This is a genomic window from Paenibacillus sp. GXUN7292, assembly GCF_050864975.1.
Taxonomy (GTDB): Bacteria; Bacillota; Bacilli; order Paenibacillales; family Paenibacillaceae; genus Pristimantibacillus.
On sequence record NZ_JBOZWO010000017.1, the window covers coordinates 21,056 to 47,869 of the forward strand.

A 26,814-nucleotide genomic window follows, 5' to 3' on the forward strand; every position below is an offset into this window, starting at 1 on the left:
CAATCACCTACCAGTAAATATTTTTACGGGTTTTGGAAGCTCTACATTGGGATTCGGACAAGGCACCCACACACTGCCATCACTCATTACGCTACCATACTGACCAAAGCCCTGCTCATCCACAATCCAAGTCAGACTATCCCTAGTCTCTCGATCCGGCACATTCAAAGGATCAAATGGTGGCACAACTGACTTGCGCACAAAGGGCGACCAGCCAATTTCCTTACTTACGATCTGTTCTCCCTTACAGTAATTCAAAAGCCAAACTCCAAAATTGCCCGACTTACTGACGTACCATTCCATTTCGGGATGAGCAGGCTCACACGGCGGCTCAAAGGGATACCCTTCATACAGCGTTTTGTAATACCCATCATTCGCCCATTGTTCTGAAGCTAGTACATATTTTTGGAATAACTCACGGTTCATATCAGCATTCCGAGACCAGTTCTTCATTTTCCGATACATAGAAAAGTTATAAATATGAGCCATCTATAAAACCTCCTCCTCAATACTGTGTTTGTTGCAACACAAGCTCTGGAAGTATTTGAAATAACACGCAAATGACAATCATTCCAAGGGCAAGCGAAACATAGAGAGTCTTTACGCGCTTATTCTTACGGACATTAGCCAAACAATAATTAACAAATGAAATCAAAACAACGATTATGGTTGTGATGATGCTGTAACTTTGAAGAAAATCAATGATCGGAACTACCCAAGAGGTCGATTCTTCTACCGGAACGTCGGACTTCTCCATGAAATGCAACGACAAGTATGGTAAAAATGCGAAGACGACAGCAGCAACACACATCCCAATGGAGAACCGGAGAAAGAAGCTCTGATACAAGGTGTTCTTTCTCAGCTTAGCGAGGTGTCTAAGAAAAAAGGAACACATCGCTAAGACAAAAGCAACCAAAAACCCATACTGCTGCATCAACAAAAAGATTTTCAGTCCAATATCTTCAGCAAGAGCCACCAGGCTGTTCGATGGATCTTCTGTATACTCCGAATACGGTGTATCTAATGTTAACGGATACAAAAACAGGCTTACCATATGAACCACTCCCATGTACTCCTATGTACTCACGTGTCCACGTGTGTATAAAAATACTATAAAATTAACCAGATGTACTGTCAATAACCATCTATATAAAACTCCAAAGGAAGGAATTTTCAAGGTTAAGGAGGATGAAATCATCCTCCTACTTGTTCGAGCATTTCTTCATCAAAATGAGATTCTTCCGTTGCTAAAGGCCATACTTTGACGACCTCGCGTATACCGGTTTTTGAAGAAGAAACATGAACGGCAGCTAACCCACCAACCTCCAATGCATCCAGATCTAGATGCTGGAGAAACGTTATGGTGTTATAGCCCAAAATACTACACTCTGTCACACCGTCGTACTGTTCAACAACTCTAATTCGAACAATATTGGACCCTGTGACCCAAGGGTAAGGCTTCACTTCTACTGCTGACATAGGCGGTTGTTGCTCAAATTCTTCATCATACGCATCATCGGCCCTAGATTCTTCATGCTCAACTTCGTTGGATTCATCATCAGATGCCCCAACTAGTTTTGGAGGCTCCATGGCAGCAACGAGATCCTGTTCATCGACCACAGTATTATCATACGTGGTCTCTACCGTGGAATTTGGAGGTATTGGTATAGACTCCGACTCCGTATTTCCAGCATTCAGCCCCGGCTCTTGTGCTTCAGATTGACTCCGATTTCCTGCGTATCGGATTTTACGCAAAAATTCAAAACTCGGCATCTCAGCTCGTTTCAACTCACGCATTTTCTTGCGAGGAGCAGGAGGCGTTTGTTCCTGGTCGCTTCCCCCTCCAGCAATTGGCGTGTTCTTGTCAGAATCACTATCTGCATTCTGCGGCAACATTTGAGGAGCAGGAAGTGCTTGTTCCTGGTCGTTTTTCCCCTCATCAACTGGACTGTTCTTGCCAGAATCACCAGCTGCCTGCGACTGCAACTTTCTCTGCCTTTCTAGTTCCATGACAGTCATATTACCTGTCAACACAATCAAATCGCTGTCCCCAGAAACAGAACCTTTACGATCCCGCTTCTGTGAGTCATTAGCACCAGTAGTGCCCCCTTTAACAGCGCCCGCTTGTTTAGAATCTGCATTTCCTGTTTTTGAAGCAGGCTTCTTCTCGCCCTTAGCTGCAGATCCCTTGTCAGCTCCCTTTTGCGAATCTGGCTTATTCGCAGTTTTAGGTACTTCAGGTCGCTGATTCTTTTCCTTCTCAGCAGCTGCTTCTTTGCTTGGTGTGCCCTGAGGATTCTGCTGAACGTATGTACTCTCATTGACTGGGATACGTGACACCTGACGAAGCGTAACATCCTCTGCAAATCCCCGTAATAGATCGATACGCAACTGCAAATCCAAATTCTCAGACTCCAAATTCCTCCGCGAATAGGAGTTATTCAGATACCAAAAAAACAAACCGATACCAACGAGTACAGCTGCACCTACTAGCATTAATGGAATATACAATTGTTACCCTCCTTTGATAAATCGCCCTAAAGTTATCATTGAAACCAAAAAAAGAAGCCCAGAGAATGGGTCTTTAAGAGAATCAAAAATGACTTCTCTTGAAAACATCCACCTCTAAGGCTTCTATCTTGGAAAAACGCTCAACCGAGCAATAAATAACTACATCTATAGTATCATAACCCAAATCAGCCGTACAACAGCAAAAAACGCATCTACCCTGAATACAATAGTATATATAAAACGCCGATCGAACAGAATTGATAATGATGCTTCATCATCAAGTAAGGAGGCGTACTAAATGCGAAAAATCCGTAATCGATCAAAGGTTGTCCCTTTCATCCATAAACCAAAACCAGAAGAAATTCACGAATTCCACGAGCAAGCCTACGATAAACTTTTCGAAGCAACGAATCAAAAAAGAAAAAAAGCCCAGGAATTACGCAAGGAGCTTAATCTCATTATTGAACGACGCACGGGCACTACTGCAGGAAATGAAAAAAGCGATCCTTAATTGGATCGCTCTACAAACCTCTTATATTTCTCTTCCACCTGCTCAGCATGTTCCACCGCTTTGAACACATCCTCACGCCTATCGAGGATCGCCTGTATATGATGATTCATTTGACTAGAAAGAGCATGAGCTTCTCTCCTTCTACGTCTCACGTACTCTTCAGATGTTACAAACACTATATCCTTACGATCCTCAACACTTTGTACGGACATCGAACTGACCTCCTTGCTACATCCCCGAATTATTATAGTCAATTGTAGTTGTTTCCTCTGGAGTCTTTACATAAGAGAACAACGAAACGACACATTGGCAATAATCCAACACTACATCAATCAACTCATTACCTTCTCCTAACATTGTATCATAGTCAATGACTAGTATCCATATGTTCCGAGAAGCGGTAACAACCTTGACGGCAAGTTTATTGTCTCTTTCCGCCCATCCCGATCTCAGCGCATCAGCTTCAATGCAATCGGACTCGAAAGAGATAAATTCATACGCTCGCCCAGTTGTTCCTTCATCCGCAATGAGCTTCAATCCAGTGTCCGTACTCTCATAAATGACAAAACCTCTCTCGAAAACCATTAAGAGATCCTGTATTCTGAGTTGTCCTTTATTGACCAATCGCTGTAGCATATCGGTCAATCGTTTCAAACGAATGGAAATATGATCCGTAATAAGCAACTGCTCATCAAATAACGTCTCATACTCCTTCGCCAGATTGATTACCTTACTGAAATCCTCTGCATCACGCTGCATTTGGTGAATTTTGTCTTTCAATAATGCATTGGATTCCTGGAGCTCTCGATTAAGCTCTCTAAGGTTAAAATCATCTGCGCTGCCTTTCAATAGCGGCGTTACAAATTCCTTCAACCCTCTAAAACTAACTTTCCTGTCAAGCATCGGCTTCCAATACAACTCGTACTCTTTAGCCCTCTTTTTCTTAAAGAAAGCCAAATTGAACTCATTGGAAGAAATGTCGAGCATCATCTTTTGATAGACCAACATAACTGCGTAGAAGCACAGCAGCAAAAACGCAAGGATACCACCAGCAAACCACATCCAATGTGCACCTTGGAAAATCGACTTCAAATAAATCGATACGCCACCGCTACCAGCAACCGCAATCCCAGCACGCACAAGCCCAGAGCTGTTCTTAAAAATGAGTTTGAATGCGCCAAGAAGCGATTGCATAAACCAGTTACCTTTACTTTCACCCGCCAGCAATTTACTCACCATCTCATCCAATACTGGAGAAACATCAACTAAGTCCTGATGATATTTCTCGCTCGTTTGGTTGAACTGCTGGATTGGACCATTCAATGTCTCCATAGTTATCACCTCTTTCATTAATAAAAGTTAGCTCCGTTACACACAAAAAAACGCCTTACGCGCGAAATCCTTCTAAGGAGACAAAAGAATCCTTAGAATAAATTCGGCCTCATAAGGCGTTGATCTTGAAATAACGAAGCATAATGTGTACATGTCCATGATACCATATTAAACCATTTACAGACAACACACCATTATTTCTTGAAACTCACCCATACTTACTGCATTAATACGTCATATACGCGGTCATCTGAATCATCCGGCATAACCCAGATTTCCTCAAACCCCATCGTAAATTCACCAACACTACTCGTCATGAGAGCGTCCAGCAAGACGTTCCCGATCTGCTTTGCAGCTAATTTTGGTATGGCATTCCCGATATATTCTCTGGCCCTAGCATCACTACAATCTACTAAATCAAAGACCTCTCCGTTCGCTAATATTAGATCAAAGCTCTGAATCATAGCAAGTTCTAGAACTGTCATAGGACGATGCCACGTTCCATCTGGTGCAATAACTACAAATATACCGCGGTCATCATCCAACGGAAAATCCGCTCCCGCTTCACACAAGTCGAACAGAGTCCAGTCATCACCCACAGCCGATGCACTCGCGTGGATATCACTGTTTCCAACAACCGTTTTCGCAGGCTTACGACTATCTAAAACTCCCATTGTACCTGTCCTGGGATTACAACTGAGCGCTAAATTTTCAAACTCAGCACATAACCCTTCATTTGGAACAACTGTTTGCCCGTTGGCCAATTGCGATGAATCTACTAAATGGAATACATCACGATAAGAAACTCCATCGCGCAGCGGTTCAGCAATACATGCAGCTCCATTTGTCGGCCCCACGCTACCAGTAACGCAACTTGCCGGTGCATCAACTTTCATGACTCTCATGATGTTGGCTTTCCCATTATTACTTAAGTTGTAGGTAGGGCAACTAATCGGTTGAACCAGCTTATCCCCTATCACTCGGTCAATCCGTTCCAATCGATAATTCCACCATTCAACCTCATTGAGATCCCGCCAGTCGCCACCCTGCTGAATCAATGCTAGACGCACCCAAGTCTTAAAAGACAAATCAGGCAGTCTATGCAATCTTCCGCCATTAGCCGTATCGCCTGGAGGCGGCAATTTCGAGAGAACATCACGAATCGCCAAATGTCTTTTTTGTTCCGGCTTAAATATAAATGCTGACATTTTCCTCTCCAGTCTTGCAAGCAATAAGTACCTCTTCCGGATCTGCCCCAATCCCCCTGTTAAGCCAAGATCATGGTCATATCCAGAAATCGCATATCCACGCGCTCTCAAAAGATCGACAATTTGCTTCAGGATCTCTTTCCCCCTAGTCTTGATACGGGGAACGTTTTCCAAGGCAATGATATTCGGGAGATCGTCACCATAATGTTCGCACGCATCCAAAAGCAGTCGAATGCCTCTCAACGTTAGGTGATTGAGCGCCTGATACTTCTTAGATTGAGAATTGCTTTCCGAAAGCAGCGGGCTGTAACCCTTGCAAGGCGGAGAAGACAGGACCACATTCGGCACCTCTTCACCCATCGCTTCCCAGAGATCGCGGACTTGAACCTCTCTCCAGTCTGCGGGCGGCTCATCCACTCCATGAAAATCACAATATTGCTTCTTTGAGAACAAATCCATTACAACACCCTTGCCAGGGCTGTTGGTGATACGCTCATAATTCCGTGTTGCTACGGGATCAGCATCGATACTACACAAAGTACGAAACTGCCCTACTTCGCCTTTATAATGTCCTCGGGAAGCGTTAAATCCTAGCGCACCCCCGCCGATCCCGCCAAACAAATACACGACCGTAAATTCAGTCTGCATCTTCTGACGAGTTTCGGATTCCATCCCCCAAATACTATTGTTTAACAACTGATCATAAAGAACAGCATCTATACTGGCCACTGAATCCCACACCCTTCTTAATAAACAAATGAACCTCGATATTTCTACCGAGGTTCATTGCCTTAGATATAATCGAAATCAAAGGTCATTTGACTATCTCTTTTCGCAGCAGTTCGATGCCGTTGTACTAACCGCTCCAGAATAGAAGCATACGAAACCCCTGATCTTACAAGATGCTTAGTAAGCTCGAACAGGCGGGGATTTTTGGCTGGCTTCGGTGACACTACGATGAGAGCCAGCTCTTTTATCCACTCATATTCCTCGTCCCGGATAACATCACTGCGCACGATACAGACAAATGACTTGTCTTTACAACAACAATAAAAATCACCTGCTTTGTATTTGGAGTTCGTCGGAATTTGTCGAATGATTTCCACCCGCTCCTGCCGAGAAATCCAATAACCATTATCATTCATTCAGAACACTCTCCACGGAGCAGCTGTTGATACCGCTCTGCTTGATCATTCGTCACAAACGTTGGCTTTGACCCACACATTCTAGCATCAAACGTGATTAGGTTAACGAGAACAGAATTCTCGTGAATCAATGAACTAACTACGTTCGCTGCAAGTTGTGCGGCAAATTTATTGGTGGTCAACCGTTGTGGCACACTTTTCACGACCACACCGCATCCAGGAGCCGGCGAATCGCGGTCTGTCATGACACCAGGGAACCAATACGATAGAGGCTCTAAGATGATTTCATTCTTGAATTTAACCCCTACCGCAATCTGTCCGTTATTCCCCGTTTCAGGGAGGAACGAACCTCGACTCACCTCCACGCCATGCACACCAACGTCAATATATACCATTGTCTCAAACCGGTCCGAGCGAAAAAGACGGTCGAGCATTTGTCTTGTCTCGTTATTGTCTACCATACCGATGAGAACAGGAATTTCATTCTCATACTTTATCGGCATGAGTGACGCCAACGTGACTTCATCTTTTACAAACTCCGGATAGGAGAGAATTTCGACGTCATAAAAACCCCGATAGACCTCCTGCAGCGTTTGCACCTTGAAAGAATCTACATCTTCCTTCGTGAACAACTGGTTGCCCATATTCTTTGGCTCTACCTTGTCCCCATCAATCAGCATGATATGACTGTAACGAAACGAATCACGATAGTTCGATCGATCAGCTGAACGCTTGGTATGGATATCTTGGCAGACAGAGCGTACAAAGTGACTTCCAGTCGCCCCCGCTCCTACCACTGTGAATTGGTAGCAAGGACTAGGGGAGCTCTCAAAACGAATAATGCCTGGCATACGGCTTCCTCCTTCAAAAATAAGTGAAGACCCTTGCTTTGAAGGGTCTTCGCAGTCATTTATCACGCTCTTAAGCTCTCTTTACTTTAGAGAGCCATTCACTGGGGAAAGATTCGTCGAAACCGACTCCATCCAGAGCAAACAGCTTCTCGACCGGCACATTGTAAAACTGACCGTTAAAGCCCGCTCGAAAATTAGTCTGGATTGGATTGTTGAATATCTTTCCGATCACACCATAGACGCACAACGCCTTATCATTGGCATCATCACCACCAGAGAACTCTGCTGGCCATCCATGATGGGAGTGAATGATACAAACGATTTCCTTGTCCTCGCGATGAGGATACTTAGCCTCCACATGAGCAGTCCATACAACTTGATCGGGACAATGAATCTCATAACGCAATTCGTTCAAGTCCCACGTTATATAGACAGCTGCTTCAAGTGGTGTAGCGGCCATGTGCTTAAAGAATGCGATAGTTTGCACGAGAAACTGACCTGGGATTTTCGGCAAAAGGAACGATGCCCCCTCAGGCACATCGTCCAGATCCCGCAGCTCCCGAACCGGTGTAGCAACGCGCATCATCGCATTTTCACGCACATCATAAACCTTCCCATTCCGTCCTGCGACAATGGAAATCGCCGGTTTTTGCTGGTCCTCATGAAACGAGGAATATTTCCAGTAATATCTCTTCATTGCTGACGAGATACCTGACGAATTTTTTCCATTGCTCACATACGGGATGAGTCGCTTATCGTCGCGGAACACCCTCCATTCGATTGCCCCTGGTGTAGCGAATTCAAAGAATTCTAAGGCCATCGCCTGCTCCACCATGCTAACAATCAAATCGCCATCAAGCAGTTCAACTTCTGGCTTGTTGTCTTTCTTGGGCTCCACTTCCGTAGACGTGCTCTCCTTCACCTCGCCCGACTCCTCATCGATTTCGAGCTCGGTTTCATCTTCTTCCTCTGCGCCCTCTGCAGCTGCTTCTTGTTGCTCAGCCGGCACATTAGTCGATTCAGAAAGATCACCGTCGTCCGAAGCAGTTTCAGTTTCAGCCGGCAATTGCGCCGCTTTGGAGCGAGCTTCCAAAATGAGGTTCTTTGCCTCTTCCGGAATGAGCGCCCAAAGTGCTGACTTCACCGTTTCAATGTCGGCACTCTCATCGAGATCCACGAGCCTGCGAACCACATCGCTGACCTGAAAGGTAGCCCTAGCGTAATGAATCGTCCACCCCTCAAGCGGTATGGGCATTTCGCGAATTTCCTTCGGTGTCGTATAACGCTTCGGCGCTTTCGTCACCGTTTTCTGAGAAACAGCTTTCGACGTCGAAGGAGCAGCCTTTTGACCTTTATTCTTTTTCGTTACACTGGTGTCTTTCCCATCTTTCTTTGGGGATTGCGATTGCGGCTCCTCAGCCATAATCCCCAACATACCAAACAGATCCATTTGTGCGTCCATAAAAAATATCCTCCTTAAAAATAAAATAACCACTTCCGGATACGGTGTGGTTTATCTTTTGCCCCTCAAATTGCTGAACTTATAGTTAGTGGGCATCAAATACGATTCATCGAAATCTTTCCCCGACATCTCCACCAGGAGATCCCGATACTCAACGTCTTTCGGTTTCGGATAAAGGTGCATATTCCTCTCATTCGTGAGGAATATATCCGGAAACGAATCGAGTTGGGCCAGATTCTTGACTTTAGGCTTTCCATTCCAACAGCACCCGCCGCTATCAAAGACGTTAGAGTACGGGAAACGCTGCAAGGGAGTAGACGGCTTAATACGCAGATCCTTCTCTTTTAATGCAAACAAGCTGGCGTTGACTTCCCCGCCGTTGTCCACATCAAAAATAAACAGCATATGGGGATGACCTACATCCTTATAAATCGTCCCAAGCAGATTCACATCGCGCCGGTGTGCCTTCACGAGAACGAATACGCGCTGCTTCGTCCCAATATGATCGACAGCTATCGTACCCGCCGGAAGTATTTCCGAGGCATAGTAAAAATCCTGCTGGACACTCTGAATGTAACCGGCCTGTTCATCGAAGGATAGCTTCCTCCACAACATAGACATGACCGATTGCACATCCATTGAATCGTTCAGGTTCTTATAATGATGAACCAATGCCTTCGTCATGTTGTGCAAAAGGGTCTCCCCAGGAGCTCCCCAATATCTGCTTTTACCCAACAGAGCGTTCATGAGTTCGATCATGGCAAACGGATCATCCATGTTGTTTATCACGTCATCCGTCAGCTCACGAATCATCTTTGCATGGACTTGTGGGGAAAGCCGGTGAACATTAACCGTGTTCACAATCATAAGCAGCAGCTTGGTTAATGCATCCCTATCCTCCGCATGCTTACCCACAAAGTCAAACAACTCTTTCACTATCGAATTAGCAAACTTTCCGCCTTCGTCACTATTCTTGTACTGTTCGATGTAACTGAGCATCTGTTCAACCATATTAAAATGCTCGTTCGAATTTCCAAGAAAAGCCTCGAAAAGCATAAAATCATCCGCATACTTCACAAAAATGTTCTGCAAAGCAGTTGGGCTAACCTTTGACGATTGAGTCACTAGCCCGTTGACCAATCGCTCAACGAGTGGAAGTCTTTCTCCCGACTCGTCAATAGAAACACGAGTTACGCGCTCGACTTCTTGCATTTGCGTTCGCCTCTCTTTTCTTTAATAAGTTTCCAGGCATCGCGAATATCCATCAACCCTGCATAGTAATCATGCAAATAGTTGGTGTGATAGGATTCCCACTGAAACACAATGCCCTTATCTTTTGCAACAACAATCTCGATCTCGTCCATCCAGTATTCACTAGAGAGAGAGAATGAGTAAGATTTCAGCTCTTTGACCTCTTTCGCCGTCAACTTGTCTCCGATCTGCACAACACCTGAGTCGTGAAGAATAACATCATCACCGAATAAGGTGCGCAGCAAATATGCCGTCAGATCGTCATACAAGCGAAGACTAAGATCGACATCAAAGCCGTCCTCTTGCATCTTTTTCATGAGAATAATGCCCGAGAGTACAGCCATGTACTCTTCTTTGGTGTAATAATTCATTTCAAGGAAGTGACTCATAGAAGCCCCCTCCTCTTCTGCATCCCGACTGCAGGAAGGTTAAAAAGGAACCCTGCAATACCCAGACTACGATTTAGCCACATTAGCGTTTGATCTGCATTCTCGATGTCAAATGCATCGCCATCGCCATCCATCGTGTTAAAGTAGTACAGTTCTTCATAGATCTGTTCCATTTGAGACGAGGATAAGCGATTGAATGCTCGCACTTCCGCAAACGTAGCCGCTCGCGTATATGCCACATCATTCATCAACATCAATCCGGCCTCGAAAACCTCCACTGTTGTCTCCTTTACTGAGTGCTCTTCAAAGTCCTTCCAAAACGATTCCATGTCTAAAGACACGCATTCCACCTCCTTGATAAAATAAAAAACGAATCCTCAAAACTCCCACATAGGGAAGATCAGAGCATTCGTATCTTTGAAAATATATAAAAAAACGCCCAGCAGCGGAATCCTTCAACAACAAATAACATTGTCGAAAAAATAACCACCACTAGGGCGTGAATTCTTGTGAAAAAAGCCAATTGGCCAATAAAGTACAACACCATAATACCACAATTGTCAGAATCGATAAACTATAAATCACGAAGACTACTCGTTTGCCTTAAGTAAGTAATCCACCCTTCCGGCGCGCCAATCTCTGCAAGAGGAACACTTTGCCGTTCGAGCCTGGCATACCGTAGATCGCTTATACTTATCTTGCTATTCCAAATATCATAACCATCTAGGAATCGTTTACTTGCCATTAACGCTTTGGTCAGTTTGATACAGCAAAGCTGCTGCTCCCCTTCCCGCTTCACCATAATATAGTAATAGGAGCGCTTGCCCCCAAAAACAACCGATATAATATCCATCGGCTGTAGTTGACGAAACAACTGCACTGGAGATCCGTCAGCAATACGGAATACAGGCGCAGCCTTCAGCAGCGCATCTACTCTACTGAGTAAACCCAACTGTCGGTGCAACAAATCTATGGTCAATTGGTTGGTATAGGCAAGTTCTTCACGCACATCAAGCGGCAGTTCATACAACATATCCTTAAGTTCCTCATCAGAAAATTGATTGCGAGATGTGCGCATGAACATCCTCTCAACATGCAATTCTAGTCTATTTTTATTCTTTCGAAACGATGGATATCTTTCTTCCATATGCATACCAACCCTCGCTTCTAGCGTTCTTTCCTTCCAGTATAATACATTCGCCATTTGACCGCTCAAATATGCCGACTTGGTTCAAGACTTTTTTGTTTGGTTCACGAGTTTTTTGTCTGGATCATGACGTTTAGTTCACGAGTTTTTTGTCTGGTTCACGACTTTTTTGTAAAAAAATAAAAGAGGGCAGATACCAGCGTATCCACCCTCTTATGCATGCATCTTGTTAAAAAATCAGACAGCACTACCGCCAGTCACATATGGATGCCAAGCCAGAATCACGATAATTCCAGTAATCCCGCTCCGACGCGAATGCACCACCGTAAGGGCCCTCATCTTCATCCTCATGGCAGATATCCTCAGACTGAACCAGGTAGGCATAATGCACATCATTCACTATCGTCTCTTTCGATCCATCTTCACCTTGGCTGTACGCTTCATAATCGTAACCAATCATGTCCTTCATCATCTGAAGGATACGCTCATCGGTTTCATTTTGATAACAAGGATATTTACGCGCAGCCTCCAGCACAATCTCATTCCACTTGGGTTCCGGCAAAATATTAGCTTGAGAATTCATTTTAACATAACCTCCGATTTGTCTTTAGGTAGTGATAGTCCAGGGATAAACAGAACCCCTAGACTACCACGCTTCACTAAATAAAATTACCCCTTATATCCTCCGCCAAGAGCCGTTCTAATCGTCCCCACTCCATAGTAAGTAACGGGATCGACTTCATAACGGCCCGTTTCGTCCATGAAAGGATTGGTTATCGAGACACCTTGATAAAGAAAGAGGGTTGCGGACTCATTTTGCTTCATCCAAATCCGCAGCTCCTCATTCCAGTCTCGATCTGCCGTATCCATGTGCTCCGCAACAGGCTTCCTTATTTCACTCTGAAGCTCATCAATGGTCAACTCGAAGCATTCTCCGAACGTATTCAGAAAGTACTCAATCTCTTCATTGAGCCCCAGCGTAAACATCTTCTCGTAAATCTGCTCCTTAGCCACTGCAAATTCACGATTACCTGATGCACATTCGTTTGCACACTTGATGTATGCATCTAGCAAATCCGCTGCCTTTACAATCTTCTTGATTTCGCAATCCGTCTCGAACAATAACCCCTCATAGGCATTGCGAAGAACAGGCGGAAGAGTGTTTATCAGTTTTTTGATAGCCAACTCCTCGAGCTTTTTGCATTGGGCTAACATTTCCTCGTCATACGTCTTTGTTGTGGCCGGCAAATCGCCAATGAAAACCTCGTTCAAATCATGTAACGTAGCAGCCATTGCTACTTTGTCCGGAGAAGGGGTATCATCCTTCCCAAAAACCGTAATACGAATAGTTGCCAACAAATGAGCAATTATCGCTACCGAATGGCTGTGTTCCGCTACATTCTCCGAAAAATTGTTTCGCATCAAGACCCAACGAGGGATCAAGCGCAAGCGATATGCCAACGCAACAAAAGAGTTCATACCATTCTTAACATAAATGTTCATCATCTCTATCAATCTCCTTTATTAGATTGGTCCTCCGCCCACACGAAAAGCGCCTGCAGGCAGTTCCCATTTATCCATGATTAAATCCGCTGTCTCGAATTGACGATTCAGCGCCATGTGCACCCACTTACTAGTGCGTGCGTCCTTCGGTAAACGCTCCAGACTTCCCAAGTTCGCCTTTTGCTCCAAGGTCAGCTTAGCATCGATCGTGTGATTCAATTCCCGCTCCATTCTCACCAACTCGTTAAAACGCTCTGGGGCAATCTCACGCATAATAGCCCACAAATCGGCTGTCGTGAAAATGCAACCAAAGCAACTCGTTCTATTCCAACCCAATAAATAGGCTGGGTGAGGCAGGATACGATATTTTTCGTATTGATCCCACACGTTCTCTTCTTTCCAATCAATTACGGGGCGCCACGCATGGACAAGACGGTGTGAGCTGCTGGACGGATGCACCTCGACCTCTGCATATTTCGCCCTGTTAGCCGACTCCTGACGCCTCTCGCCTGTGATTACCAACAACTTTACTGGCTTGTCCTTACTCCCCTTAAAACGAGGATCATGACTAACCATGCGCCTAAATATGTCGATCTTAACGTAAGGACTGCACCAACGAGTACGCAAATCCGCTCCCATTGCCGGCCAGCGTAAACGAGTGCTTTTATTTCCTCGCGTCGTCGGAAGATGCACAGTCTCTCCCTTATCATTTACGTAGTATATATCTTTTGTAAGACTGTCCTTTCGGAGCAACTCCCCTTTGAAGCCAAAAGCTCTCCATTGGAAAAAGGTTCTAATGCCAAAATGCTGCCCGATTTTTGTTAAATAAGATTCAGTAATAGGCCAATCCATGAACTCGACATGCTGTTCCCCATATCCATCAACGCATTGATGATGCAGCTCGAGTTTTTCTTTTGGCACACCTTCATTGAGCAGGTGGAACAAGCAGGCATTGGAGTCCTTTCCCGAGCTGCTACTGATGAGAATCTTGTCATACTCATCAAGCGGCAACAATTCAGCCTTCTGCGTCTCCTCCACCTTGTATTCAACCTGGCATTCGAAATCCCATGTCAGTTGCATATTCAACACGTAGTACCTCCTTAGAGTAAAAATAAAGGAGCTGATTGAATCAGCTCCCGAAGTCCCACAGCAATTGATCTTCCACGTGTTTCTTTTTGCCGCGGCTGCTCTTCCCTTTTTCCAACATCGCTTCGGCAAACGTCATGATCCGAATTGCATCCTCTTCTCTCTTCTCCTCTTGCGTTGGCACCGGCTCATTAACCGTTACATTCTTAGCAGCTGCCGCTTCAAGCATAGAGAAAAGATCCAACGGATACTCCTCGTCCACCACATTTGCTTCCTCATTTGTCTGCAGAGTAGGAGCAGGCATAGATTTCCTTGCCTCCCGCTCTTTCCTCCACGCAACAGGATCAATCCCGCATAAGCGAAGTGTTTCATCCGCCAAATCCTTCATTCGTTGCTGAAGCACTTCTTTGAAATTAGCTTCTGCAATGATCTCTAACCCTTCCATTTCCTTTGCGGCAAGACGCTCCCACGCAGCTGCAACCTCAGCACCTGCAAAGCAAGATGCTAGATCACGAGCTAACGAGGATTGCGAGTCACGCGAATACTCAGCCAGTTCGCTTTTATCGAGCCGCCCTTCGACCATCAAGGCATGACCACGGGCACTCATGATGTGCAAAAACTGCTTCATCTTCTGCGTGCCATTGTATATCGGATAGTAAACCCGACACTCGCGATCTTGACCAATGCGCCATGAACGACGTGATGACTGCCGTACCGTATTCACCTCGTAACTAAGCTGGTTATATATGATCGTCGGCCAGTACATCATATCAAGCCCGACCTCAACCAACTTCATATTGGTGATAATGACCGGTACCGCAGCTTCCTCGTATTCAGCAAGCCGAGTTGTACGCATTTCCGGATTCGGTTCATCCAAGATTTGCGACCGAATCCCGTTACGACTCAAAATCGTCTGAACGCGCTCGTTCATGCCATAGTTGCCGGTGAACTGGTTGTAGATAATACAACCCCGCCCATCTGCAAGTTCCATCTGGACCGTCTCAATCAGCCACCGCTCGAGCGCATGAGAATCAGCTTCTGTGCCAATAGGCTTTGCTTCGTACACTCCATCACCTAGCGTGACAGTCATACCAAGCTCTGGCCGACTCGCATACATGAGCGTAGCTGGATTAAACTTAGACCATGCACCGGATACGCCCGACGATCTTACACTCGCAATTTTACAGGCATCGTACAAGGTGTCGTGAAACCGTCGATACTCTAGCGCATGTTCTTTATCCATCTCCAGGAACATTGGTATTTCTTTCAATTCCACCAACGGCAACCCCATATCCGTTAGTTCCAAAAATACGGACTTATGGATTAAGAATTGCGCTGTCATTTGAGGAGCAATACCAGGAGCCTCACGAGAAGTAATGGAACGTTTCTTCTTCCTCGTGACGACACCCACATCCCCCTCATCGTCCTTAATAATCTGTTCAATCTTACCGAACCTTGTCGCCCACTCAATGTCTCCCGTGTGATAATCAATGCCCGCGTCGAGAAGCAGCTTCGGATCGGTGCGCCATAACAATTCCTTCACGCTGGTACTCTTCCCTGTGGTCAATGTACCAGTGAGCATCATCGTTCGTTTAGCGGACTTCACCATCTGCCCAAAAGCATCTCCACGCCCAGAATCAGCACCCTTGGCTTGATGTGCTTCATCCATAATGAACAGGTCAAACCAACCTTTTAGGCGCTTGAGCACCTGGCTGATATTGATCCGTGGCTTGATGTTGGTTTCACCACGAGACTTAAGAGCTGGTCGAAAAAATTGCGCTTTGCATTTACGGCTGATTGGATACAACATACGAGCATCCTCTGTGGCCGATTCACCGAGCAGAGCGACCTCATTATCACAAGACCGCTTAATAGATGCTTTGCGAATCCATTTTACCTTCCAGTCTTTCGGTAGACCGTTAGACAAAAGTTGACGGTTTCGCCTCGCCTCCATAATATCCTCATCGGTAGGCGCTACACCTTCAGCAAACGCATCCCATCCTGCAGGAACAAGCTGATCTTCGTCGTCTTTCTTGTCATCAAGTGGAACCATAATCGGCTTTCCACAATCCGGACAATGCCACGCATAAGTGAGCTTGTCTTCTCGTTTTGAAGCGGTATGCATTCGCTTCCATATCCCATCGAAGTAAGACTCCGAACCAAGCTTCGCCCGATCGATGCCGACCATCGTAAATTCAACAGTCGATGGCTTGTACCCCGCCTTTACCTTGCGAAGTAATGCCAACGCATCGTTCCCGTTGCGTATGATATTCACCTTGACGTTCGGAATCGTCGCTTCAATCTCTTTAGTCTTCCACTTCGGCAGCGTAATGCCAGGAGCAGCTAGGAGTACAGCCATACCAGACTTGCCCGTTCTGCGCTTTCTGCGCTCATGGAGGACGTGTACAACGCCACATCCCATGATTGATTTTCCACTCCCCATGTCACCGCCCAAAAAACACGCCTCTGGAACCGGATCTTCATAGGTATTGACCAACGCTTGAATGGCATGCGCCTGAATCGGAAACGGGATTCGCTCCAAATCTCCAATTGCTGGATCAAGTGGCTGATCGAACGTATGTCTGGGCTTTAACTCACTCAACTGTGCTGCCAAGTGCGGAGCATTTTTAAGCATGTATTCCGACATACTCCAGTTTGGATCGAGTTCACCCCTCATATCGCATTCCGGTATGACTAGCCGGTAGCTCTTGAGTGCCTCATCCATTACACGGATCACATCGTTCTCGTTGGCAGTAAAACGTATCGCCGCCGCATTAGCATACTCATCGCCAAAGACAGGATTTACCTGCACAATGAGTGGCTCAATATACCGACTGAAAACTCGGTAATATTGATGACTCCACTCATGCGGTAGCCCAAAACGAGCAATAACATGCTTAGCGAATATGGACTGAATATCACCATCTGCAGCAAACAACAATGCCCGATTAAACTGTTCGGGCTCCTTCTCTGCTTCTATTGCACCAAGTTCAAAGAAAGAGCTATACACGCATCCATGCGCCGTATCCCCTAACCCCATCGGACGTTCAACACGCCGATACTGATCTTGATACAACTTTCGCAGAAGCATATTTCCGTACCGCACTTCCCGATTCTCCAAAATGCTGGCCGAAACCGCCTTTACTTCCTCCGCTACACCAACATAGGATGCAAACAAAAGAAAACGGTGGCCGTGCTGCATTTCATAAACCAAAACGTGCGGCAAAACGGATATTTTTCGTCCCTCTGAACTAATCTCAAGGTGGTTAAGCAATACCCCCCACCTCCAAGATTAAAAGCCGGCCCTCCGCTTGCCACTCCTGTAAATTAGCAAGCTCGTCATTACTGACCGTCTTCACAATAAATTCAGAGTACGAATACCACTTATAACAGACTCTAAACATCGATCCCGCTCCTTCACAAAAAAAATAAGCGAGATAGTTTTCTATCCCGCTTCCTTGATAAAACCTATTTCAGATCGACGACGCCGTACTCATTGCTGAACGCTCGTACAATGGACGTAAAATGCAACGTCCTGCGTTCGCCGGTACGATTACCCTCTGCATCATACATCGTCTCCACATCTGTTCGAGGTTTTGTAACACCCGAAACAATGTGTGTGCCTAAGTTACCCCCTACCGCACCCGCTGCAAGAGCAATCCCTGCATGGGCTGGTTTAAGCGGCAACAGCGGACGCTTCATTTGAATCTTTTGCGTCTGCGGCACCAATTTCGCTGAGATCTCAGAGAATAGCATCGAAGTCTTCATGTCTTCAATCAGCTCCTCCACCTTCGCGGCATTTGCCCGAAAATAAGGCGTCTTGCCAGTGGAACTAGCAGGAATAGTAAATTCCTTCATCTCCGCCAATGTCGGCAAAAATGTTGGATCTATCTTCCCTAACTGAACAAGCTGATTGTACTGGTCCTTTTGAGTCTTAACGGCTGCACGCTCAAACCGCGCAACCACTACAACCTGCTTAAATACATCAAAGTGGTCATCGGTAAAACGATATACGGAAATATCGCTAAACCGTCCAGCCAAAATGCCGGCTGTATCCACCAAGACGTGCTGAGGGATGCAGAACAACAGCACCCCTCCCTTTTGTAAGACTCCTTTTCGCAAATCGGTCAGCGCCTTGAGAAAGTGCAGCTCCGCTCGTTTGCCATCCACATCTTGCTGATATGGAGGATTAAGCCACAATAAGCTCATCCCAAATGGCTCGACACGAACATGCTGATACGCATCATGAATGACGTTATCAAGCACCTCACTGGCAGCTTGCGCTCGGTCCGCCTCGATTTCTGCCCCATAAGTGCGGACATTCGCTTGAAACGAGCGCAACTTTTCTGCAATCATGCGAAGTGCTTCACCTTCTCCACAGCACGGGTCGTAAATGAAAATTTGTTCTTCACTAGAAGTTGCAAGATCAACCTGCATCGCCTGAAGAACCAGCTCCATTTCCGCAACCGGCGTTGCGTAAAAACCTCCTTTTGCTTCTGACGCAAGCCTAGCCATTGCCCTTCCTCCTTTTCAGGAGTTCATCACCAGTAACCCAGTAATAGGCACCGATCGGCTTCTTGCGTTCATACTCTCTTTTCAATACTTCTTCATATTCTCTGGATCTGCGTTCTGAACGAGCATTAACCCAATTCAGAATCGTCACTGCAGAAATGAAAAAAGCAATTAAGAGAACCAAATAAAACAATCTTCCGCCTGGCGTCGCCTCAAACAATTGCAACAGCCATTCATCAAACATCTGATTCCAATACATACCCTTCCTCCTACCATGAGTTCTCTATGCATATGGCATAAGAGGACTCATGCCATCGCATGTTTAACACCCGGATGGGAGGTGAAATAAGTAAAAGCGAAGCACGACGGCTGCAGGCAGCATCATCGAGATCCGCTTTCATTAAGAAATATATATAAAGCGACAAACGCAAAAAAAAGCCATTTTTCGCCACGTAACCCTTAGGAAATAAATACATCCCCATAAAGGATCAACGCTTGGAAAAATGGCTTTATGTTCGCCGCATTAGTAATACCACCATTATACCATTGTTTCAAAAAATTAAAACCCTAGCGATACAGCGCCAGGGTCTTAATATTCGTCTTGTTCTAAACTTATTGGGCAACCATTTGCTTCTCGTAATTCAAAATATCGTCATAGGTTAGCCATTCTGGTTTTGCATCGTCCGGAAAGGAGTTATGCAACTCCTTCATCTTTTGGATATGCTCCTTTTCATCCTGATAGTAAAGACATCTTTTGCTCCTGTTCCCATTACCCAAATAATACTCAACGTCCATTCTTAATCGACTTAACATCATGTAATTAAATCGGTTGGGATCTTCCTCATACTTGGAGTTGAACACTACCTCCAAATCTTCACTTATCGGAGAATCAGGTTCGCCATCAATAGAATTCCCGCAGCTATAAAGCTCTGGCATACCTTTACCCAGCGACAAATCCTTCCAGAGCATTCCGTTTTCAACACATCGATAAACCGGTCTGTTCCAGTCATCCAACCCAATAAACTCCATCGATCTAACATTTTCATTTACATTCGTCATTTTCATAATCTCCTTTGGATACAGTATCAGATACTTTAGATTGCTGAACTAATCTGTCAGGTCAGCGGGATCAAAATCACTGAAATCGCAATGGTCACAACACGATGCAACATCATGCCCACTCCGCTCACGGTATTCTGGGTCGTAATAAACGGGAGCCAATACAACAGTCACTTCCCGCTTTTGGACCGTCACCGTTCCCACATTACATGCATGACACTTTCTCTCATCAATGATTTTCCAATCTCCATATCTTGCTGCCATCAAAAGCCCTCCTTGTTTTGAAAAAGTAAAGCGAACCCACAACGGATGCATGATTGCATGCATCGCCGGATTCGCTTTCAGTAAAAATATATGTAACGCGACAAACGCAAAAAAAGCCATTCTTCGCCGCGTAATCCTTAGGAAATAAATTTATCCCCATAAAGGATCTACGCTTGGAAAAATGGCTCTGTTTGCCGCGTTAATAATAAGTCTATTATATCAGAGATTCATTAAATTAGAAGTCATGCTTGAAGTTTCATTTGATTTAATAACTGGTGAAAACCCTGGTTTTTAAGTGTTGGGTATTCTAAAATATCAGGTGAGTTCTCTAACAAGCGAGGATATTTTTTGTTTAAGAAGCGTTTAATACTTTGTAACTCCTCTAGACTCGGGATGACTTCCTTTGGTTTAGCCCTAGGTATGGGCGCGGACACTTCAATTCCAAGCATGTTGGAGAGATTTTGACGAAGCGTATCTGATGACAAAAGTTCATCCATCAACCCGTTATATATATAAATAACCTCATCCTGTTTACACGGATTATAGGTTGTTCTGTTAAACCAAATACAAAGTAGGTTGTATGGAGCTCTATTTTTTGTATCATAGCCTAAGAACATTTCTAAAATAGAACTTCCTGCTTCGAACATCTTTCCACTCTTGTACTTTTCTTCAGGAACTTCGTATACTTTATCATTGAATACACATAACAATTTTACACGCATTCTATATTCACCTCATTCCTCAGGATAATTATTCCCCAGAACTACAACACTAAAACATAGCAAAAAAAATCTCGCACATCGCGAGATGAAAAGAAATTATAACAAATAACAATCCAGTTGTAATTGCTCCCACTTATCATAAATCGGTCTTAAATAAGGATTGCCACTTATATCATCATAAAGCAACGGTGGTTTATGATGGGATTTCCGTTTCTTTTGGATTGTAGTTAATGCGCCTAAGAGCATTTCATCACGTTCATGCGCAATTTTTTGTAATCGCTCTGTCGTGTATTCCTCATGTCCTAATTTCCGATGTAGCAGATCCTTGTAATTTGAGATGATGGTATTGAGTGTATCGAGATCCGCTTTATTAGCTTCTTCAATTCCCTGCTCCACATTGCCAAGTTCCAGGCCGAACAGAGGATCGTCAATTGGAGTGTCATATAGCGAATTCGCATAATTTTCTTCGATCGCCTTAACAACATAACCCGCTAGGTTTCTTATCGAATTTCCCGCATTCATAGCACGTACATGCCGCACATTTTCCTCGATGTAAAAGGGATGATAAGTTTGCGCTAGATATACAGCCTTCTTACGATGTACACCATGCTCCGCAAGCAGCTGTAGCAACCTCTCGGCATCATAGTTCGCAACCTCTTTCTCACGGATCTGATTCTTCATGTTCTTCTGAATCCGAAAAATAAACGATTCTACGGAGCGCCCTACACGTTTATAAATGTCATATGTAAAACATATGTCTGTTTTCTCTTCTAACTCTGCCTGGGCACGATCAAGTAGCTCACGCAGATGTTTAAGCATCTTATATTTGCCTTCCGGTATGTTCAGCAGGTATCGCAGCTCACTCACCTTAATAATGCGTTCCTTACGGAATTCACGTTCCTTCAGCAACTCATATAGTCGCCAGTTGTACTCCGACTTTAACTTAAGAACGTTATGAAGTCGGAATTTCGTGTATGCCCGTTTTAAGTCCCGCAAATAGGGAGCAAGATCCTCATTGAGCTTGATTGAAACCCTGCCCTCTCCTTCTCGATAAACGGCCGTCTTAACCCACGTCATTACAGTACGTGTATCACCCTGAGTGATCTGGACCTGCTTGGATTGTAGCTGTGTAATTGCTCTTTCTACCCGTTCGTAAAACGATTTACCTTCAATGCCAATAAGCTTGGCCAACTCTTTAATAGATATCGTATATGTCTTGAATTCTTCATCATCCGGCTGGACAAGGGACACTATTGAAAAAATGAGCCGTCTTTCCATCAAGTCGAGATCCTGTTGTGTGTTGAGAATCTCTTTAGACTGATTAACCCAGTAATAGTCCTTTATGTTGGCTTCGACCGCCTCCGGCATAGCTAACGAAAGTTGTCCGTTAGTCTCAATATCTAGAATCTCTTGAGTAACAGATTGATTGCTCATTCGCTTCCCTCCCCTCCCAAACTACTATATCCGATTTTTCTCGACGGTGGAATGGAAGAAATAGGATGAAAACGAGCCGATTCTGATATGTCCTTAAAAACGGAACAATCGGGATTTTTACGATCAGCATTCGGATGCGGTTAGCGTCAAATCTTACTAGAACAAGCATTTAACATGTCCGTAAAAACGGGGCGGAAATTTTTTTTCCACGCCTTGAATCAACACTGCCACTAAAACAACAGATGATTTATAGCCACTACCCTTTTAATCCACTCGATAAACAAACAACGAGCGATATAACAAGTCCATTTACACGGACATAAGAACTCCCGCAACCCCTACGTCTTGCTTCACTACTACCTGATCTAGCAGCTGTATGTTCCATTCTTACGAACATATCATATCCCTCCCCATTTCTAAGGACATTGAATATGTGATTCCGTTTATCAGGACATATCACCCCATCGACACAGACATTGTTCCGAATCTACGGATTTCTCGTTCCGTATTAGCGGACATAACGCCCCGAAACTAAGGACATCCCATTCCCTCTGTCAGTACCCCTCATCCCCTTTATCCGGACATCTCATTCCGTCTATGCGGACATTAATAACTCACAAGCCTTGTGTATCAAGGCAATGCGAGTCTCTTAACATAGTAGACAATTAAAACAAAAATAATATATGTATAAAAGAACATAAACATAGCAGTTGAATATTGGAATTATAATTGAGATAGACAACGTGGAGTTACGAGAAAATTACATCTCGAGCAATGTAGCAAAAAAAATAACCCCGCGAGTGCGAGGTTATTGCTTCAAGCCATTCAGCTTGTTCTCGAGCGATTGAAGCTTTTTCCGCTCATAATCGCTTAGAACCATCTTGTTTTTCAAACGATCACACTGTGTCCTTAGCATCTTCCTATATTGCTCCTTGTTCTCATCAATCCACCGTCTCATAAGACAACGAACTCCCCAGTTTCTTCTTCTCCATAGAGCATTGGATTTGTATCCCGCTCCAAGTTAGAAAACAACCTCACGTTTTCCAACAACAGTTCCCATGCCGATAGCTCTTGATCTTGTCTGGTTGCAATATCTTCCCCGTCAAAGTAATAACGTTGCTGGAATTTGCGTGCTTGTAAATAACCACTGGAGTCAGCAGAGAAAAACGGAAATCGATGCATGAACCGCGACGATCCGCCTAACCAATGGAAATTTTGGCTGTCACCGAACCTGGAATAAATCTCATGAAATAACGCTGCTTTCACTTTATTCGACATTAAAGGTCCAACTTTCAACCCCAGATGCACCGTCCCACCAATCGCAATCACCGCATGATCCTCATTAACCAGTCGCTCCAATTCGCTAAAATCGCTATTCCTCCAATCATCAAGATTGGGGTGCCATACAGGGATTGGATTCCGACCAGTAAGACTGCGGAGTTTATCGAAATTGGCCGCGGACAACACTGGATCTCCTGTCACATCCAGGTTGAAGAATGCGTAAATCAGGTGGTCATAGGTACGAATAAATTCCGCATACTCCTCGACCGTTATTACAGATACATCATCCCCATACTTCATTCGTGCTTTGTACGAGGAGAATTCCCCTGAGTCCAGGAGCAAATCGCATTCATTCCCCTCTATAAAGCGAAGTAATGGAGGCGTTGAGAGCGAGCCCCGCAGATAAAAATAAGATGCCAAAATATGCTTCGCACCAGCAATCCGCAAACATTCCAGCTCTTTTCTCGATGCCCGCTCCAATCCGCTAAAAAAGAACCTGCAACCTTTGATTGTTAAACGCAATTGTCCCATTTTCGTGCGAACAAACTTAGCCGTTTCGATAAACAAATGTCGCAGCAGTCCCATTAAAGAAGAATTCATGTGACTAAACCGCTCGAGCTCCTTGCGCAACACCGTTTTGCGATGCAATAAAAGTGCAATAGCTTTGCGCAATTTTTCCCGAATGATTACGTGCTGCCGATTGGTCGAACTGGTCTGAAAGTAAATCCGCTGCTGATCTACAGCAACAATGACCTGCTCATTCCCACTGCCGGTAACGTATCGATTTCTTTCAACCCACCGCCGAAGAAGTCGCCCTTCGACCTGCGAGGCTTTAATATCGTAGTAGTTCATTCGCTCAGCTCCTTTTACATAAAAAAAGAGGTAAGGCCGCAGCGCTTACCTCCCATCTTTGTAGACACCCTTATTTCCGAAAGGTCAGTGAACCCACGACCGTATGCTCCTTAGCTTTCATCAGCCATTGCCATCTGCGTTGAAGTTCAGAAATACGAATATTTATACGTTTCATTTAGAACGCCATCCTTTGTATAAAATGTGATCTCCTTCGCTATCCATTTGGATATCCTTACGAATTCTGAAGCTGTTCCCAGACCTGGAGTGCAGGCACATGTACATGCTGCGCCAATTTATCAATTTCAGCTTTGTTTCGTTCATACACTCCATGACCCCGCTCCGTAAGCAAGCATTCACCAGAGCTGGTTTGCTCGTATAACTCTCCGAGGCCACTCGTGCCAAGCGGAATCGTTTTCCGCCCAAGCACATAAGCGACAATAGCAACATCAGAGATGGAGTCAACCCGCTCTTCCTCCGCTTCTTTTGTCGGGAGAAGAACTGATTTGTAGAACGATTCGTAAGGCGCTGAATCGATGCCAAGAATGAAGTTCGTATACTCCGTCATCTTCATATGCTTGGGGCGCAGCTGTCCCATATAGAACAGGCATTCCGATTCGATATGACCGTACAAGTCGGCGTGGAAATTGTCCTTAATCGTTAAATCATACCGACCTTTATGCGTCTCATTCGCGAATTGAACCGTAAAATCCACTTTGTCATAATAAGAACCGAAAACCGTTGCGGCCATTTCGCGCAAGATCTGATTTGCCTCTTTCCACGTAAACGCCTCATATCGCCCGCGATTCATGCCCTTCGGACCTTCGGCTCGACGTATCGTAATGATTTTGTATGCCGGCGCTGTTGGTAGCCATGCTTCAAAATCTGCAGCAACGTCTCTCTTATACAGCACATCGCTAAGAAGATAGTCGGGTCTATGGTCAAGAAACTGATGAAACCGAGCCCACATCTCTTCCCCAACTTCTCTGCGAATCTTTTCATACTCCTGAAAAATACTCATAGCTCATTCTCCTTTTTGATAATTGGATGTGACATAGCCAGGCAAGAGGCGAACTTTCCCATAAGGGATTTCACTCCGTCCGGAGGGACCGTAGTTCATCATGATCCACTTGTCCTCTGCATCTTTGCCAAGCGCCAATCTTTCGGCAACCTCAACCCACCAACGATCGTTAACGACCACACACCGCGGATTCAGCTCATCGTGCCCATTCCAGCCGAGCAACCGATAAAACTGACTGAGGAACGCTGCAGTCTCCCCCACATAGCCCTCTACCTCGATTTGGGGTACGTCGATCGTTCTTTCCTTTTCCATAACCGCCATTGACCATCACTCCTTATAAAAATAAATAGAACCTCCCCGCAAGCGCGGTTAGAAGGTTCCCTTGTTCCCACATTCTGTCGCTCCTAATACACGTCCTCCAGCAGCTCCAGCATCTCTGCAGGAAACCAGCCGTCCGAAGACATTGAGCTTAAGAAATCGAAGGGATCGTCATTGGGTTCGAAGCAATCCCTTTTCCTTTTATTTCTGCGAACACGCTCACTACGCATAGAACGCAGCTGAGTCTCAAGCGCTCGAGCGTCGTTATAGAACTCGATAGCTTCTGAAAACTCCCCATTCTCTATGCAAGATGTGATCAGCTCTTTAAGCGCCGACATTTGCTTGGCCAGCACAACCTCTCGCAATATACCCTTCACATCGTTCGGAAGCAGCTGCAGTATAGCCAGCCTTCTAACCTTCGTGTAGCCGACCTTGCGGAAACCTGCATTGAGAAAGCTCGATCCAGGATTGCTGGATTGAACAGCGGATTCCTTCACAAAGGTTATGAACCCCTCCTTCGGAATCCCCCACTGCTGCACCGTCGCATAAATCGCCCACTTGATCAGATCCGATGCCAGGTAAGCTGATTCGTTACGGAATATCGTGCATTCAATAGCGTCAACGAATAAATCGTCCCGCTTCTTGGAATACCACGATACCCACACCGCATCTCCCAGCTCTGTGCGTAGTACGAGGTTGTTTCCTGGCCTGCAGAATTGTTTTGCGCCAACAGACTGCCTACTGTAGTGGCGATCGGCTAGTGCTAGACAATCTGCATCCGCCTTATTGGTTTCGATCCACGGCCCATATTCCTCAGCTCCACCCAACGAAAGCATAATGTTGGAGAAGTCTGAACGGGATATTTGCCGAGACCTTCTTTTCCCCTTCAAATTCGGTTTATCATCCGCCACCGAACCTTCCAGCTCCAAGAGAATTTGCAACGAAAATCACCTCCTTG

At 45.1% G+C, this 26,814-nt stretch carries 30 protein-coding genes; 1 reads left to right on the plus strand and 29 read right to left on the minus strand.

Annotation, left to right across the window (positions count from 1 at the left end; genetic code table 11):
* Window positions 1-3 precede the first annotated feature (3 nt).
* From ACRRU2_RS14980 to ACRRU2_RS14990, 3 genes are all read right to left on the minus strand, one after another.
* Window positions 4-489: a hypothetical protein gene (locus ACRRU2_RS14980; protein WP_432502809.1), complete on the minus strand. Its 486-nt coding sequence runs from the start codon at window positions 487-489 to the stop codon at window positions 4-6.
* 16 nt (window positions 490-505) lie between these two features.
* Window positions 506-1,063: a hypothetical protein gene (locus tag ACRRU2_RS14985; protein ID WP_432502812.1), complete on the minus strand. Its 558-nt coding sequence runs from the start codon at window positions 1,061-1,063 to the stop codon at window positions 506-508.
* A gap of 131 nt (window positions 1,064-1,194) precedes the next feature.
* A complete protein-coding gene (locus tag ACRRU2_RS14990) occupies window positions 1,195-2,511 on the minus strand; it encodes a hypothetical protein (RefSeq protein ID WP_432502814.1) in 1,317 nt (438 codons plus the stop codon).
* 298 nt (window positions 2,512-2,809) lie between these two features.
* Here ACRRU2_RS14990 and ACRRU2_RS14995 point away from each other — a divergent pair, with 298 nt between their 5' ends.
* Window positions 2,810-3,022, plus strand: coding sequence for a hypothetical protein (locus ACRRU2_RS14995; RefSeq protein ID WP_432502817.1), 213 nt, complete (start codon window positions 2,810-2,812; stop codon window positions 3,020-3,022).
* On the opposite strand, the gene ACRRU2_RS15000 is transcribed toward ACRRU2_RS14995, so the two are convergent.
* The 26 genes from ACRRU2_RS15000 to ACRRU2_RS15125 all read right to left on the minus strand — a co-directional run bounded on the left by ACRRU2_RS15000 (window position 3,019) and on the right by ACRRU2_RS15125 (window position 26,797).
* Entirely contained in the window at window positions 3,019-3,234 is a 216-nt protein-coding gene (locus tag ACRRU2_RS15000; RefSeq protein WP_432502819.1) for a hypothetical protein, read from the minus strand. The genes ACRRU2_RS14995 and ACRRU2_RS15000 overlap by 4 nt on opposite strands.
* A gap of 16 nt (window positions 3,235-3,250) precedes the next feature.
* Window positions 3,251-4,354 carry a hypothetical protein gene (locus tag ACRRU2_RS15005; protein ID WP_432502822.1) on the minus strand — a complete coding sequence of 368 codons (1,104 nt, stop codon included), beginning with the start codon at window positions 4,352-4,354 and terminating at the stop codon, window positions 3,251-3,253.
* 218 nt (window positions 4,355-4,572) lie between these two features.
* On the minus strand, window positions 4,573-6,291 hold the full coding sequence (locus ACRRU2_RS15010) for a DNA cytosine methyltransferase (RefSeq protein WP_432502825.1): 1,719 nt from the start codon (window positions 6,289-6,291) through the stop codon (window positions 4,573-4,575).
* Between the two features lie 62 nt (window positions 6,292-6,353).
* Window positions 6,354-6,707 (minus strand): hypothetical protein, encoded by a 354-nt coding sequence (locus tag ACRRU2_RS15015; RefSeq protein ID WP_432502827.1) that lies wholly within the window; start codon window positions 6,705-6,707, stop codon window positions 6,354-6,356.
* Window positions 6,704-7,558 carry a ThiF family adenylyltransferase gene (locus tag ACRRU2_RS15020; RefSeq protein ID WP_432502829.1) on the minus strand — a complete coding sequence of 285 codons (855 nt, stop codon included), beginning with the start codon at window positions 7,556-7,558 and terminating at the stop codon, window positions 6,704-6,706. Before ACRRU2_RS15020 ends, ACRRU2_RS15015 begins: the two co-directional genes overlap by 4 nt.
* A gap of 70 nt (window positions 7,559-7,628) precedes the next feature.
* Complete coding sequence (locus ACRRU2_RS15025; RefSeq protein WP_432502831.1) at window positions 7,629-9,020, minus strand: Mov34/MPN/PAD-1 family protein; 1,392 nt, start codon at window positions 9,018-9,020, stop codon at window positions 7,629-7,631.
* A gap of 51 nt (window positions 9,021-9,071) precedes the next feature.
* Entirely contained in the window at window positions 9,072-10,232 is a 1,161-nt protein-coding gene (locus ACRRU2_RS15030; protein ID WP_432502833.1) for a hypothetical protein, read from the minus strand.
* Window positions 10,211-10,660, minus strand: a complete 450-nt coding sequence (locus ACRRU2_RS15035) for a hypothetical protein (RefSeq protein WP_432502835.1) — start codon at window positions 10,658-10,660, stop codon at window positions 10,211-10,213. Before ACRRU2_RS15035 ends, ACRRU2_RS15030 begins: the two co-directional genes overlap by 22 nt.
* A complete protein-coding gene (locus tag ACRRU2_RS15040; RefSeq protein ID WP_432502837.1) occupies window positions 10,657-11,001 on the minus strand; it encodes a hypothetical protein in 345 nt (114 codons plus the stop codon). The genes ACRRU2_RS15035 and ACRRU2_RS15040 overlap by 4 nt, the downstream gene beginning before the upstream one ends.
* Window positions 11,002-11,234: 233 nt before the next feature.
* Window positions 11,235-11,738: a hypothetical protein gene (locus ACRRU2_RS15045; RefSeq protein WP_432502839.1), complete on the minus strand. Its 504-nt coding sequence runs from the start codon at window positions 11,736-11,738 to the stop codon at window positions 11,235-11,237.
* Between the two features lie 316 nt (window positions 11,739-12,054).
* On the minus strand, window positions 12,055-12,390 hold the full coding sequence (locus ACRRU2_RS15050) for a hypothetical protein (RefSeq protein ID WP_432502841.1): 336 nt from the start codon (window positions 12,388-12,390) through the stop codon (window positions 12,055-12,057).
* An 86-nt stretch (window positions 12,391-12,476) separates the two neighbouring features.
* Window positions 12,477-13,313, minus strand: coding sequence for a 5'-deoxynucleotidase (yfbR, locus tag ACRRU2_RS15055; RefSeq protein ID WP_432502843.1), 837 nt, complete (start codon window positions 13,311-13,313; stop codon window positions 12,477-12,479).
* 18 nt (window positions 13,314-13,331) lie between these two features.
* Window positions 13,332-14,390: a phosphoadenosine phosphosulfate reductase family protein gene (locus ACRRU2_RS15060; RefSeq protein WP_432503007.1), complete on the minus strand. Its 1,059-nt coding sequence runs from the start codon at window positions 14,388-14,390 to the stop codon at window positions 13,332-13,334.
* Between the two features lie 49 nt (window positions 14,391-14,439).
* The gene (locus ACRRU2_RS15065; RefSeq protein WP_432502845.1) at window positions 14,440-16,818 is read right to left on the minus strand and encodes a hypothetical protein; all 2,379 of its coding nucleotides are present in this window, start codon (window positions 16,816-16,818) and stop codon (window positions 14,440-14,442) included.
* 844 nt (window positions 16,819-17,662) lie between these two features.
* Complete coding sequence (locus ACRRU2_RS15070; protein WP_432502847.1) at window positions 17,663-17,800, minus strand: hypothetical protein; 138 nt, start codon at window positions 17,798-17,800, stop codon at window positions 17,663-17,665.
* 64 nt (window positions 17,801-17,864) lie between these two features.
* Window positions 17,865-18,911 (minus strand): DUF6094 domain-containing protein, encoded by a 1,047-nt coding sequence (locus tag ACRRU2_RS15075; RefSeq protein WP_432502849.1) that lies wholly within the window; start codon window positions 18,909-18,911, stop codon window positions 17,865-17,867.
* Complete coding sequence (locus ACRRU2_RS15080) at window positions 18,904-19,167, minus strand: hypothetical protein (protein ID WP_432502851.1); 264 nt, start codon at window positions 19,165-19,167, stop codon at window positions 18,904-18,906. Before ACRRU2_RS15080 ends, ACRRU2_RS15075 begins: the two co-directional genes overlap by 8 nt.
* A gap of 353 nt (window positions 19,168-19,520) precedes the next feature.
* The gene (locus tag ACRRU2_RS15085; RefSeq protein ID WP_432502853.1) at window positions 19,521-19,967 is read right to left on the minus strand and encodes an LPD11 domain-containing protein; all 447 of its coding nucleotides are present in this window, start codon (window positions 19,965-19,967) and stop codon (window positions 19,521-19,523) included.
* A gap of 48 nt (window positions 19,968-20,015) precedes the next feature.
* Window positions 20,016-20,351: a hypothetical protein gene (locus ACRRU2_RS15090; protein ID WP_432502856.1), complete on the minus strand. Its 336-nt coding sequence runs from the start codon at window positions 20,349-20,351 to the stop codon at window positions 20,016-20,018.
* Window positions 20,352-20,473: 122 nt separating this feature from the next.
* Complete coding sequence (locus ACRRU2_RS15095; protein ID WP_432502858.1) at window positions 20,474-20,953, minus strand: hypothetical protein; 480 nt, start codon at window positions 20,951-20,953, stop codon at window positions 20,474-20,476.
* Window positions 20,954-21,049: 96 nt separating this feature from the next.
* Window positions 21,050-22,387, minus strand: a complete 1,338-nt coding sequence (locus ACRRU2_RS15100) for a replication initiation protein (RefSeq protein ID WP_432502861.1) — start codon at window positions 22,385-22,387, stop codon at window positions 21,050-21,052.
* 808 nt (window positions 22,388-23,195) lie between these two features.
* Window positions 23,196-23,345 carry a hypothetical protein gene (locus ACRRU2_RS15105; protein ID WP_432502863.1) on the minus strand — a complete coding sequence of 50 codons (150 nt, stop codon included), beginning with the start codon at window positions 23,343-23,345 and terminating at the stop codon, window positions 23,196-23,198.
* Window positions 23,342-24,520, minus strand: a complete 1,179-nt coding sequence (locus ACRRU2_RS15110) for a hypothetical protein (RefSeq protein ID WP_432502866.1) — start codon at window positions 24,518-24,520, stop codon at window positions 23,342-23,344. Before ACRRU2_RS15110 ends, ACRRU2_RS15105 begins: the two co-directional genes overlap by 4 nt.
* 232 nt (window positions 24,521-24,752) lie before the next feature.
* On the minus strand, window positions 24,753-25,538 hold the full coding sequence (locus ACRRU2_RS15115) for a hypothetical protein (protein WP_432502868.1): 786 nt from the start codon (window positions 25,536-25,538) through the stop codon (window positions 24,753-24,755).
* 3 nt (window positions 25,539-25,541) lie between these two features.
* Window positions 25,542-25,859: a hypothetical protein gene (locus ACRRU2_RS15120; RefSeq protein ID WP_432502870.1), complete on the minus strand. Its 318-nt coding sequence runs from the start codon at window positions 25,857-25,859 to the stop codon at window positions 25,542-25,544.
* Between the two features lie 83 nt (window positions 25,860-25,942).
* Entirely contained in the window at window positions 25,943-26,797 is an 855-nt protein-coding gene (locus tag ACRRU2_RS15125; RefSeq protein ID WP_432502872.1) for a hypothetical protein, read from the minus strand.
* Between the last annotated feature and the right edge of the window lie 17 nt (window positions 26,798-26,814).